12 protein-coding genes are annotated in these 12,206 nt (G+C 64.8%); 7 read left to right on the top strand and 5 right to left on the bottom strand.

Annotated features, from left to right (window positions below):
• Window positions 1-179: 179 nt before the first annotated feature.
• Both ACHWUQ_RS20395 and apbC read right to left on the bottom strand, forming a co-directional pair.
• The gene (locus tag ACHWUQ_RS20395) at window positions 180-1,142 is read right to left on the bottom strand and encodes a LysR family transcriptional regulator (RefSeq protein ID WP_394682278.1); all 963 of its coding nucleotides are present in this window, start codon (window positions 1,140-1,142) and stop codon (window positions 180-182) included.
• The gene (gene apbC / locus ACHWUQ_RS20390; protein WP_394682277.1) at window positions 1,142-2,233 is read right to left on the bottom strand and encodes an iron-sulfur cluster carrier protein ApbC; all 1,092 of its coding nucleotides are present in this window, start codon (window positions 2,231-2,233) and stop codon (window positions 1,142-1,144) included. The genes ACHWUQ_RS20395 and apbC overlap by 1 nt, the downstream gene beginning before the upstream one ends.
• A gap of 108 nt (window positions 2,234-2,341) precedes the next feature.
• Between apbC and ACHWUQ_RS20385 the strand changes: the two genes are divergently transcribed.
• The 4 genes from ACHWUQ_RS20385 to ACHWUQ_RS20370 all read left to right on the top strand — a co-directional run bounded on the left by ACHWUQ_RS20385 (window position 2,342) and on the right by ACHWUQ_RS20370 (window position 6,939).
• Window positions 2,342-2,923 (top strand): restriction endonuclease, encoded by a 582-nt coding sequence (locus tag ACHWUQ_RS20385; protein ID WP_394682276.1) that lies wholly within the window; start codon window positions 2,342-2,344, stop codon window positions 2,921-2,923.
• Between the two features lie 74 nt (window positions 2,924-2,997).
• Window positions 2,998-4,263, top strand: coding sequence for a patatin-like phospholipase family protein (locus ACHWUQ_RS20380; protein ID WP_394682275.1), 1,266 nt, complete (start codon window positions 2,998-3,000; stop codon window positions 4,261-4,263).
• 121 nt (window positions 4,264-4,384) lie between these two features.
• Window positions 4,385-6,535 carry a methionine--tRNA ligase gene (metG, locus tag ACHWUQ_RS20375; RefSeq protein ID WP_394682274.1) on the top strand — a complete coding sequence of 717 codons (2,151 nt, stop codon included), beginning with the start codon at window positions 4,385-4,387 and terminating at the stop codon, window positions 6,533-6,535.
• Between the two features lie 5 nt (window positions 6,536-6,540).
• Window positions 6,541-6,939, top strand: coding sequence for a hypothetical protein (locus tag ACHWUQ_RS20370; RefSeq protein WP_394682273.1), 399 nt, complete (start codon window positions 6,541-6,543; stop codon window positions 6,937-6,939).
• A gap of 21 nt (window positions 6,940-6,960) precedes the next feature.
• Here ACHWUQ_RS20370 and ACHWUQ_RS20365 read toward each other — a convergent pair whose 3' ends face one another.
• A complete protein-coding gene (locus tag ACHWUQ_RS20365) occupies window positions 6,961-7,638 on the bottom strand; it encodes a YitT family protein (protein WP_312452977.1) in 678 nt (225 codons plus the stop codon).
• A gap of 326 nt (window positions 7,639-7,964) precedes the next feature.
• Entirely contained in the window at window positions 7,965-8,459 is a 495-nt protein-coding gene (locus ACHWUQ_RS20360) for an outer membrane protein assembly factor BamE (protein WP_312412967.1), read from the bottom strand.
• 44 nt (window positions 8,460-8,503) lie between these two features.
• Between ACHWUQ_RS20360 and ACHWUQ_RS20355 the strand changes: the two genes are divergently transcribed.
• From ACHWUQ_RS20355 to ACHWUQ_RS20345, 3 genes are all read left to right on the top strand, one after another.
• Window positions 8,504-8,710 (top strand): DUF3460 family protein, encoded by a 207-nt coding sequence (locus ACHWUQ_RS20355; protein ID WP_021026491.1) that lies wholly within the window; start codon window positions 8,504-8,506, stop codon window positions 8,708-8,710.
• A gap of 130 nt (window positions 8,711-8,840) precedes the next feature.
• Window positions 8,841-9,638, top strand: coding sequence for a ScpA family protein (locus ACHWUQ_RS20350; RefSeq protein ID WP_230775496.1), 798 nt, complete (start codon window positions 8,841-8,843; stop codon window positions 9,636-9,638).
• Between the two features lie 71 nt (window positions 9,639-9,709).
• A complete protein-coding gene (locus ACHWUQ_RS20345; RefSeq protein WP_239809226.1) occupies window positions 9,710-10,072 on the top strand; it encodes a 5-carboxymethyl-2-hydroxymuconate Delta-isomerase in 363 nt (120 codons plus the stop codon).
• A 107-nt stretch (window positions 10,073-10,179) separates the two neighbouring features.
• Here ACHWUQ_RS20345 and ACHWUQ_RS20340 read toward each other — a convergent pair whose 3' ends face one another.
• Window positions 10,180-11,745: a transporter associated domain-containing protein gene (locus ACHWUQ_RS20340; RefSeq protein ID WP_394682279.1), complete on the bottom strand. Its 1,566-nt coding sequence runs from the start codon at window positions 11,743-11,745 to the stop codon at window positions 10,180-10,182.
• Window positions 11,746-12,206 lie beyond the last annotated feature (461 nt).

Raw genomic sequence — 12,206 nt, 5'->3', positions numbered from 1 at the left:
TCTGCGCGCTGGCCCTTGCTTGCACCCCGGTGCAAGCTGCGGACCAGCCCTTCGAACTCATCCCGATTGCACTCCAACGCGGCTGCGTAGAGATCGTGAACACGTTCTTAGAGCCCTGCATTTCAACCCGCTGCCCGCCCCGCGTCAAATTCAATGCCGCAATGCCGGCATTCGCAAAACTATGCTTGGTCTGGCGGGGCCGCTGCCAAGGCGCCGGCATGCTGCAGGCACTGCTGCTGCCATTCGTCCTGCGCCATCAGCGCGCGCGCCGCCTCCATCGCGGGCATGCCCTGCTGAGATTGCTGGTAGAGAAAGGCGACCTCGCTCTCGACCACCGGCTCCACCAGCGGCCAGGCGCGCAGGCCAGGTGTGTGCCGCACGGTGGCCAACACGGCGCCCGGAACGATGCTGGCCACCTGGCCCTCACCCACCGCCTGCAGCAAGGCCTGGACGGAATTGGTCTCCATCGCCGGCTGCACCAGCACGCCCACGGCCAAAAAGCTGCGCTCGACGATCTGGCGGTTGTGCATGTCGGGCGTCAGCAGGCACAGCGGCTGCTGCGCGGCCTGGGCCCAGCGCAGCGGCTCGGCGGCATGCAAGGTATCGCCCACGCAGGCCGGGTGCGGCGCCGCTTGCAACAGGTAGTAGTGTTCCTGGTACTGGGGCGCGCAATGGGTGCGCGGGCGGCGGATGCGGTCGCTGTAGCCCAGCGCCAGGTCCAGGCTCAGCTCTTCCAAGCCACGTTCAATATCGGGGGAACTCATCGCATGCAGCACCGGCACCAGGCCCGGATGCTGGCGGCGCAGCAGGCTGGCAAAGCGCAGCAGCATCGGCATGGCCGTGGGCACGGCCGCCATGCGCAGCTGCCCTTGCAACTGGCCCGCCTGGGCGCTCAGGCGCTGGCGCAGGCGCGCCTCACTCTGCAGCATCTCCAGGCCGGTCTGCAGCACCTGCTCGCCCTCGGGCGTGAAACCGGCAAACACCCGGCCCCGGCGCACGATGGCCACGCCAAACTCCGCCTCCAGCGCGCGCAGCGCGTTGGACAGTGCCGGCTGGGTGATATGGCAGGCCTGTGCTGCCCGCGCGAAATGGCCATGCGCATGGAGCGCGGCCAGGTAGCGCATGGCAGCGAGCAGGTTCATCAGGTGTTGCTGCTGACGGAGATGGTCGGGAACTTCGACGAGAAGTCCTTGGCCTGCTGCGCGATCTTGACCGCGATGCTGCGGGCCACCTGCTTGTAGATGGCCGCCACTTCGCTGTCAGGCGCCGCCACCACGGTGGGGGTACCACTGTCCGCCTGCTCGCGGATCTGCATCGACAGCGGCAGCGCACCGAGGTAGTCGAGCTGGTAGGCGGCCGCCATGTGCTTGCCGCCATCGGCGCCAAAGATATGTTCCACATGGCCGCAGTGGGTGCAGACATGCATCGCCATGTTCTCGATCACGCCCAGGAGCGGCACACCCACCTTCTCGAACATCTTGATGCCCTTGCGCGCGTCGAGCAACGCGATGTCCTGCGGCGTGGTGACGATCACCGCACCGGTCAGCGGCACGCGCTGGCTCAGGGTCAGCTGGATGTCGCCGGTGCCCGGTGGCATGTCGATCAACAGGTAGTCGAGGCCGGCCCAGTTGGTCTGGCGCAGCATCTGCTCCAGCGCCTGCACGGCCATCGGGCCGCGCCAGATCATCGCCTGGTCCTGGTCGACCAGCAGGCCGATCGACATCACCTGCACGCCATGGTTGAGCTTGGGCTCCATGGTCTTGCCATCGCTGCTCTCGGGCTTGCCGTCCACGCCCATCATCATCGTCTGGCTGGGGCCGTAGATATCGGCATCCAGCACGCCGACGCTTGCGCCCTCGGCCGCCAGCGCCAGCGCCAGGTTGGCGGTGGTGGTGCTCTTGCCCACGCCGCCCTTGCCCGATGCGACGGCAATGATGTTCTTCACACCGGGGATCAGCGGCACACCGCGCTGCACGGCATGCGTGATCACCTTGTTGCTGATGGTCACCGAGACGTTTTCGACGCCCGGCACCGCCTTGGCAGCCGCCACGAACTGGCTGCGCAACTGCGGCACCAGGCTTTTGGCGGGGTAGCCCATCTCCACATCAAAGGCGACATCGCCGCCATGGATCTGGAGGTTGCGCACGGCACGCGTGCTGACAAAATCTTTGCCCGTATGCGGGTCTTGAACGCTGGCCAGCGCGGCCAGTAGCGCGGTTTCGGTCACTGTCATCGTGTTTTCTATTCCTGAGACAGCAATAAGTCTAGCGAACCGCGCTTGCCCTTGCGAACCAGCGACAATCTGGGCTTTTCCCCTGCACCTCTTGAAAGACCTGCACCCGTGAAACTGAAAATGGCCGAGAACTCCGTGTTTGCGATCTTGCTGCGCTCGTCGTGGTGGATCAGTGTGGTGGTCGGAGCCATCATCGTGGTGCTGTGCCTGGCGCTGCTGCCCAAGGACATCCGCTTTGTCGGCGCAGCTGGCAGCCTGCCATTCTTCGTGATCGGCGCCATGGCCGCCAAGCGCCAGTGGAACCAGCCCAGCGCTGCGGCCAGCCAGGCGCTGCTGGCGCAGGCCAGCGCCCTGTCCAGCCGCGACCTGCAGGCCTGGCTGAGCCGCGCCTGGCAGGCCGAAGGCTATACCGTCACCCCGGTGCAGCAAGGCGCCGCCGATCTGCAATTGGCGCGCAACGGCCAGACCACGCTGGTGCAAACCAAGCGCAGCAAGGCCGGCGTACATGGCATCGAGCCGCTGCGCGCGCTGCATGAGACCGCCAGCCAGGCGGGCGCCGCCAGCGTCTATGTGCTGCTGCAAGGCGAGCTCAGTGACAACGCGCGCACGTTTGCCCGTGACCAGAAAATCGTGCTGCTGCAGAACCTGGAACTGGCGACCTTGCTGAAAAAGGCGGCGGCGAAAGCCTGACGATGGGGCATTGCGGATAGCGCAGCGACAGCGCCACTTGGCGCAGCACCCCCGTTTCGGCTATGGTGCTGCCCATGTCTGCCGCTCTGCACTACAGCCCCCATTCCGCTGCCACCGCCATCGTGCTGTCGGGGGGCGGCGCGCGCGCCGCCTACCAGGTGGGGGTGTTGCAGGCGCTGTCGCGCCTGCGCCAGAACGCCGGGGCCGACCATGCGCCCACGCCCTTCCCGATAGCAGTAGGCACCTCGGCCGGCGCGATCAATGCGGCCGGCCTGGCCTGTGGCGCTGAGCATTTCGACCTGGCGGTGCAGCGGCTCTCGCGGGTGTGGCGCAACTTCTCCACCAGCCAGGTCTACCGCGCCGATGCCTTTGGGGTCATGCGCAGCGGGGCGCGCTGGCTCAGCCTGCTGACCCTGGGCTGGGCGCTGACCCGCTGGCACCACAGCAAACCCCGCTCGCTGCTGGACAACGCCCCGCTGCTGGAGCTGCTGCAGGCCGAGCTGCCCCTGGAGAAAATCCCCCATTTGCTGCGCAAAGGCACGCTGTCGGCGTTGGCCATCACTGCATCGAGCTACACCACCGGCGAGCACATCACCTTCTACGAAGCCGGCCCCCATGTCCCCAGCTGGTCGCGCACGCAGCGCCGTGCCATCCAGGACCGCATCAGCCACCAGCACCTGATGGCCTCGTCGTCGATTCCCTTCATCTTCCCGCCCGCCGAGCTGATGCTGCGCGGCCAGTACAACTACCTGGGCGACGGCGCGATGCGCCAGACCGCCCCGCTGGCCCCTGCGGTGCATCTGGGCGCCCAGCGCATTGTGGTGGTCGGTGTGGGCCGCTCGCACGAGGTGCTGAACCTGCCCCAGGGTGAGCACCCGCCGTTCCCGTCGCTGGCCCAGGTGGCCGGCCATGCGCTGTCCACGATCTTTCTCGATGCGCTGTCAGTGGACGTGGAGCGGGCCCAGCGCATCAACCACACCTTGAGCCTGATCCCCGAGGCCGAGCGTGCCCGCAGCGCACTGCGGCCGCTCGATCTGCTGGTGATCACGCCGTCGCAGTCGCTGGATGCGCTGGCGCTGGCGCACCTGCAGGAGCTGCCCACGCCGGTGCGGGCGCTGCTGGGCGCAATGGGCGTGTCGGTGCACAGCCAGAACGTCGGCAGCGCTGCGCTGGCCAGCTACCTGCTGTTCGAGCCGGGCTACACCCGGGCGCTGATGGCGCTGGGCCGGGCCGACACGATGGCGCGGCGCGACGAGGTCTGCGCCTTTTTCGGCTGGGGCAGCCGGCAGGCAGGCCCTGCCAATCCCCTGGTCGCGCCATCTGGCCCGGTAAGCGCCTAGAATTGGCCGGTTCTGGAGCGCCTGCGGGCGCGAGGGCTGGCCATGCCGCCCTCCCTGTGACCAGAATCCGCAACGGCCACCGGCCTGCGTCCTCTCTGTGATTAGAAAGTTCCGCAACCCTATGTCTCAACGAAAGATTTTCGTCACCACCGCCCTGCCGTATGCCAACGGCAACTTCCACATCGGCCACATCATGGAATACATCCAGGCCGATACCTGGGTGCGTGCGCAGCGAATGCAGGGCAATGCGGTCAACTTTGTCGGCGCCGATGACGCCCATGGCGCGCCGATCATGATTGCCGCCGAAAAAGCCGGCAAGACGCCCCAACAGTTTGTCGCCGACATCGCCGCCGGCCGCAAGCAGTACCTCGACGGCTTCCACATCGGTTTTGACAACTGGAGCAATACCGACAGCCCCGAGAACCACGAGCTGTCCAAGCAGATCTACCTGGATCTGAAGGCTGCCGGCTTTATCGAGACGCGCACCATCGAGCAGTTCTTCGACCCGGAGAAGAACATGTTCCTGCCGGACCGTTTCATCAAGGGCGAATGCCCCCGCTGCCACGCCAAGGACCAGTATGGCGACAACTGCGAAGTCTGCAGCTCCGTCTATGCGCCCACCGATCTGGTCAACCCCTACTCGGCGCTGTCCGGCGCCAAGCCGGTGATGAAGAGCTCGGAGCATTTCTTCTTCAAGCTGTCCGACCCGCGCGCGGTCGAGTTCCTGACCCAGTGGACCCAGGACGGCCAGCATGTGCAGCCCGAGGTGGCCGCCAAGATCAAGGAATGGTTCGGCGTGCGCACCAACCCCGATGGCTCGACCAGCGAAGGCCTGGACGACTGGGACATCTCGCGCGATGCGCCCTACTTCGGCATCGAGATCCCGGATGCACCAGGCAAGTACTTCTATGTCTGGCTGGATGCGCCGGTGGGCTACCTGGCCTCGCTGAAGAACCTGCTGGCCCAGCGTGGCGAGGACTACGACACCTACATGGCCGATCCGGCGCTGGAGCAGTACCACTTCATCGGCAAGGACATCATCACCTTCCACACCCTGTTCTGGCCGGCGATGCTGAAGTTCAGCGGCCGCAAGACACCCACCAAGATCTGCGTGCATGGCTTCCTGACCGTGAACAACGGCGAGAAGATGAGCAAGAGCCGTGGCACCGGCCTCGATCCGCTCAAGTACCTGGCCCTCAAGATGAACCCCGAGTGGCTGCGCTACTACCTGGGCGCCAAGCTCAACGGCAAGAACGAAGACGTCGACTTCACCGCCGAAGACTTCATGCTGCGCGTCAACTCCGACCTGATCGGCAAGTACGTGAACATCGCCTCACGCGCTGCCGGCTTTATCAGCAAGCGCTTTGAAGGCCGCCTGGGCGAGGTGAGCGCCGACGGCCAGGAACTGCTGGCCGTGCTGCGCGCGCAAAAGGAGGCGATTGTGGCCGCCTACGAGGCACGCGACACCGCCCGCGCCGCCCGCGAGATCATGCAGCTGTGCGACAAGGTCAACAGCTATGTCGATGCCAACAAGCCCTGGGAGCTGGCCAAGAAGGACGGCATGGAGCAGCGTCTGCACGATGTCTGCACGGTCTGCATCGAAGCGTTCCGCATCTTGACCATCTACCTCAAGCCGATCCTGCCGGGTGTGGCTGCCGAAGTGGCGAACTTCCTGATCGTGCCGCCCGAGCAATTTGCCGACGTGGACAAGCCGCTGGGCGCTGGCCACCAGATTGGCGTCTACCAGCACCTGATGCAACGGGTGGACCCGCTGCAGCTCGAAGCGCTGTTCGAAACCCCTGCCAGCCAGGAAAAGGCGGCGGCCGCTGCAGCGCCTGCCAAGGCCAAGAAGGCCGAGAAGAAAGCCGAAGCCGTGGTGGACCCGAACGCCCCCGGCGGCGAGCCGCTGGCCGAGACCATCGGCATCGACGACTTTGCCCGCATCGACCTGCGCATTGCCAGGATTGTCGAATGCAAGGCCGTGGAAGGCTCGACCAAGCTGCTGCAGCTGACCCTGGACGTTGGTGAAAAGGGTGAAGACGGCAAGCCCAAGACCCGCAATGTGTTCAGCGGCATCAGCAGCATGTACACGCCGGAGCAGCTGCAAGGCAAGCTCACCGTGCTGGTCGCCAATCTGGCGCCGCGCAAGATGAAGTTCGGCATCTCCGAAGGCATGGTGCTGGCCGCCAGCCATGCCGACGAGAAGGCCCACCCTGGCATCTATGTGCTGGAGCCCCTCCCTGGCGCGCAGCCAGGCATGCGCATCCATTGATCTCGATGGCCGCTGACCGCTGCCTCTTGCAGCCCCTGCGCTCCGTAGCCGCAGGGGCTTTTTACTGCGCCTTCGCATCGCTGCTGGGCGGCTGCAGCGTCGTGGCAGTCGGCGCTGCAGCCGTCAGCGTGACCGCCTCGGCAGTGGGGCTGGCCGCCGATGCGGCGGTGGGCACTGTCAAGGTCGTGGGCAAGGGTGTAGGCAAGGCCTATGACATGGCGACCGGCGAGGAGCAGGACAACAGCGGCATAAGCGTGCGCTACCGGGAGCGCAGACCGGGCGAAACCTTCCCGCCGCCGCAGCCCACCGAGCCGCTGGCAACGCAAGCGCCCGCACCCACCCCTCCAATGCCGCCAGCCAGGCCTGCTGCGGCAGCAGAAACCGCCATCCCCAACGGGCCCTGAATCACCCGGTTTTGAGAGCGCTCAGTTACCGGCGTAGCGACCGGGCCGGTGGCTGATCCACAGGAATACGCTCATCACGACGGCGGCCAGCACCGAGTAGGCCACGCGCTCGAATGGCACGACCCACAACGCCAGCAGCACCACCGTGCAGTCGATGACCATCTGCACCTTGCCGGCGCGGATGCCATAGCGGTCCTGCAGGTAGAGCGACACGATGGTGGCGCCGCCCAGGCTGGAGCGGTGGCGCGCCAAAAAGAGGCAGCCGGTGCCCATCAGCAGGCCACCGGCGATGGCGGCATACAGCGGATTCAGGTAGTCGATATGGATGAAACGCGGGCCGATATCGACCAGCAGCGCCAGCATGGCCACCGAGATAAAGGTCTTGACGGTGAACTCCGGCCCCATGCGCGTCCAGGCAAACCAGTAAAAGGGCAGATTGATCGCGAAGAAAATCGCACCAAACGGCAGTCCCGTGGCGTAGTGCAGCAAAAACGCCAGCCCAGCGGTGCTGCCCGTCAGCAAACCCGCCTGCGCAAACAGGCCCAAGGTGATCGAGACAAACAGCGAGCCGGTGAACAGCGCCTGGGCATCTTCAAAGCGGCCATGGCGCATGGCAGGCCCCGGCAGCGCAGCAGGGGCAACGGCCACGGTGCCGGGCAGGCCCGTGGGCGCGGTGGGGCGGGATAGCGGTGAGGACATGTCGGGTGGACAGCAAGTTTCATGCCCGCGCAAGGGTGGCGCGCGGGGCTGCCTGGCAGGGGTAGTGCTAGGTATAAACCCGAATTTTAAAGAGTTTCAGCCCGTTACGGTAAAGGATCTTCTGCAAGACCCTCGCCAGCGGGATGGGCGCGGATCGGGATGAGACGCAAGGCGTCTTTCGCGGTCCATAGCGGTAGCTATTGACAAGGAAGACCACGCAGCGGATCACCCGAGCCCGCGTTCAGACCACGGCAGGGAGTTTTGCAGAAGGTCCTGAGGCATATCCGCAACAGTTGGGGGCCTATCACGGCGGATGGAGGCCGCGCTCAGCGGCTGGGCAGTACCTGGGTGCTGTTGCTGCGCAGCACCTTGCCCTGGGCATCAAACACCACGGTGAACAGCATCTTGGTATTGGGCGGATCAATCCAGCCCCAGTCCCATTCCGCCTCGTTCTTCAGCGGGTAGCTGGTGCGCTTGGCCGGCTGGCCCAGCAGCCGGCGAATCTCCTGCTGGTCCATGCCCGGCTGCACCTTCGCAAAGTAAGCCGGGGCCAGCACCTGGCGCAGCGCGCTCATCTTGCCATCGGTGCCAATGGTGATCATGTAGTTCTGCGCACCGGCGGGCTGGCGCGTGTACTCCAAGGTGTGCGAGCCATCGGCCTCGTCCCAGATCTGGTTGGGTTCGCCAAAACGGTCGCGCACGTCCTGCTCGGTCGAGACGTGCTCCTCCAGTTCCTTGATGCGCTGCTGGTCGCAGCCCGCCAAAAACACGGAAACGGCCAGCGCGGAGGCAGCGATTGCAAATTTGGTAAGGAAGGACATGGTCAGGTTCGGTAGAATCCAGGCACAAGAGGTAAATATACGCTATGTCTTTCTTCCGCCGCCCCGACTACCAATCCGACACCACCCAGTTCCTGCTGAAGCTCAAGGCCGACAAGCCCGAGCTGGAACAAGGCCAGCGCGAAGGCCGCGCCCTGCTGTGGGACAAGGATCTGGACCGCCAGCAGCAAGCCGAGTACCAGACCGCACGTGTGGCGCAGAAGCCCTACGTGTACCAAACCAACCACGATTGATCGCCCTGCCCGCTGCCGGCCGCCTGGCCCCGCAGCGGCTTTCGATCCCGCATAGCCTCCGCGCATGGCAACCCCCGGCAACCTGACCACGGCTGAGGACGACGCGCGCCCCGCCGCAGGTGCCGCTGCCATGCCCGAGGTGGTGGACCAGGTGGCGCTCGCGCGCCTGTACGGCGAGCCGCTGTTCGCGATGCCCACCGACCTGTACATCCCGCCCGATGCGCTGGAGGTGTTTCTGGAGGCTTTTGAAGGCCCGCTGGACTTGCTGCTCTACCTGATCCGCAAGCAGAACTTCAACATCCTCGACATTCCGATGCTGAGCGTCACCCGCCAGTACCTGAGCTATGTGGACGAGATCCGCAGCCGCAACCTGGAGCTGGCCGCCGAATACCTGCTGATGGCCGCGATGCTGATCGAGATCAAGTCGCGCATGCTGCTGCCGCCCAAGAAGCAGGCCGAGGGTGAAGAAGCCGAAGACCCCCGCGCCGAGCTGGTGCGCCGCCTGCTGGAGTACGAGCAGATGAAGCTGGCCGCCCAGGGCCTGGGCGCCGTGCCGCAGTACGGGCGCGATTTCATCAAGGCCCAAGTCTTCATCGAGCAGGCGCTGCAGCCGCGCTTTCCGGATGTGGAGATGTCCGAGCTGCAGGAGGCCTGGCGCGACATCCTCAAGCGCGCCAAGCTGGTGCAGACCCACAAGATCACCCGCGAAGAGCTCTCGGTGCGGGAGTACATGAGCGCCATCCTCAAGCGCCTCCAAGGCCGGCGCTTTGTCGAGTTCGAGGACATCTTCGAGCCCGAGAAAGGCAGCACCGTGCTGGTGGTGACCTTTATCGCGCTGCTGGAGCTGGCCAAGGAAACCTTGATCGAGATCACCCAGGCCGAAGCCTTTGCGCCCATCTATGTGCGGCTGTCGTACACACCCGTCTGAGCCGCTCCAGGCCTGACCCTGCTGCCGCCCAAGCCCCTTATTTCCCTGCCTTTATTCCAACGGAGACCACCATGCCGCATCTCGTCATCGAATACACCAACAACCTCGAGAACTTCCCCGAAGCCCATCTGCTCGATGCCCTCAACGCTGCGGTGATCGCCAGCGGCCAGGTGCAAAACGAGCAGGACCTCAAGAGCCGCGTCGTGCGCACCGAGCAGTTCGTCATTGGCGCCGACCCCACCGCGCTGCGCGGCTTTGTGCATGCCGAGCTGCGCCTGCTGGCCGGCCGCACGCCCGAGGCCAAGCGCGACCTGTCCGACCGCATCGCCGCCGTGCTGCGCGAGTTCACGCCCCACCCCGAGGGCATGCTGGTGCAGCTGAGCGTGGACATTGTCGACATGGACCGGGGCGCTTACTACAAGGGCTCGCTGTAAGCAGCGTTCAGCGGCCGCCGCATTCGCGGCCCCCTACATACAAGGCCTGCCGACTCTTGCGAGAGGGCAGGCCTTTTTCATTGCGGGCCGAGGCGAAGATGCGGCGCTCAGTGCTCCACAGGCATCTGGCCCTTGTCCCTCTCGATGCGGATCTTGCGCATCACGCCATCGGTGGCCTCGGTGACGGCAAACTGCCAGCCGTCGATCACCACCACATCGCCCTGCCGGGGCAGCGCCCCATTGAACTCGGTGAGCAGACCGCCCAAGGTGGTGAAGGCATCGGCAGACGAGACCAGCTCATTGGAGCCCAGCAGCTGCTGCACCATGTGCACATCGGCCGCGCCGCTGGCCATCCAGGTGTCGGGCTCGCCGTCCACCGGCTGGATCGTGAAGCTCTCGTCCTCGTCGGGGAACTCGCCGGCAATCGCTTCGAGCACATCGACCGGCGTCACGACGCCGCTCATCACATGGAACTCGTTGATGACGATGACCATATGGCCCTTGGACTGGCGCAGGTCATTGATCAGCGCGATCACGCCAGCGCCTTCGGGCACCATCAGCGGCTTGCGGATGGTGGCCGGCTGGATGGCGCCATGCTGCATCAGGTCCATCAGCATGTCCTTGGCACGCGCCACACCCTGGAGCTGGTCCACCTGGCCCATGCACACCGGCAAGTGGCTGTGCGGGTTGTCGTTGAGCGAACGCTGGATGGCCTCGGCATCGTCGCTCAGGTCCACCCAGTCCACATCCGAGACCGGGGTCATGATCGAGCGCACCTTGCGGTCACCCAGCGACAGCACGCCGCTGACCATGATGCGCTCTTCCGGCGCAAAGGTCAGCTCGGCCTCGGCAGCGCCCGGGTCGTCCTGCGCATGCTCGGTCTGGTCATTGCCGCTGCGGCCGGCCATCAAGGACAGCACTTTCATCGCCGTGCGCTCGCGCAGCGGCACGCGCTGCTCATGGCGGATCGCGTTGCGCGAGGACACCTGGTTGAAGGTCTCGATCAGGATCGAGAATCCAATGGCGGCGTACAGATAACCCTTGGGCACATGGAAGCCCAGGCCTTCGGCCACCAGGCTGAAGCCGATCATCAGCAGGAAGCTCAGGCAGAGGATGACAATGGTCGGGTGTGCATTGACAAAGCGGGTCAGCGGCTTGGAGGCAAACAGCATCACACCGATCGAGATGACGACCGCCGCCATCATCACGCCCAGGTTGTTGACCATGCCGACGGCGGTGATCACCGCATCGAGCGAGAAAACCGCATCGAGCACCACGATCTGCGCGACCACGGCCGAAAAGCTGGCGTAGACCGTGCTGCTCGACTTGCTCAGGCTCACGCCTTCCATGCGCTCATGCAGCTCGGTCGTGGCCTTGAACAGCAGGAACAGACCGCCCAGCAGCAAGATCAGGTCGCGCCCCGAAAAACTGAGCGGCCCGACGGAAAACAGCGGTTGCGTGAGGGTCACCAGCCAGGAGATGGCGGTGAGCAGACCCAGGCGCATCACCAGGGCCAGGGACAGGCCGATGACACGTGCCTTGTCCCGCTGGTGGGGCGGCAACTTGTCGGCAAGGATCGCGATAAAGATGAGATTGTCTATGCCCAGAACGATCTCGAGCACCACCAGGGTAATGAGACCAATCCAGATCTGCGGGTCCGAGAGCAGCTCGATCATGCGGCGCTCCCTTCAACGGGCAGAGACACCGTCAGCGGTGTACTGGGGCAAGAACTAAAGGACAGCGACAAGGTGGTCGCGCACGGGAGAGGCTCAGGGTCCGGGTTGTCGGGCATAAAATCCGAAGGGTTGCTAAACAGCCTCCATCCTAACGTGCGGCACAAAAACCCTTGGAGTCTGGCCCATTCGTCACGGGAGCGACATGCTGCACAAGCCCCTATCTTGAACGCTCAGCCCTTATGCCTTCTTCTTTGACCGATGAAGATTTGCTCGCGATGGAACAGCGCTTGGCAGCCACGCAAGCAGCGCCATGGACTTCTTATGTTGAAGGTGACCCGTCCGTATTAGCGTTGACACCTTGGACTTACCCAAAGGGATAAGCAAGATGGAGTCTAGGACTAAGCGGACGCAGAGCGATTACACGCTGGCTTTTAAGCTGGCCGTTGTCGAGCAGGTAG

This window comes from uncultured Comamonas sp. (assembly GCF_964277875.1).
Classification (GTDB): Bacteria; Pseudomonadota; Gammaproteobacteria; order Burkholderiales; family Burkholderiaceae_C; genus Comamonas; species Comamonas sediminis.
This window is presented reverse-complemented; position numbering and strand designations above follow the sequence as displayed.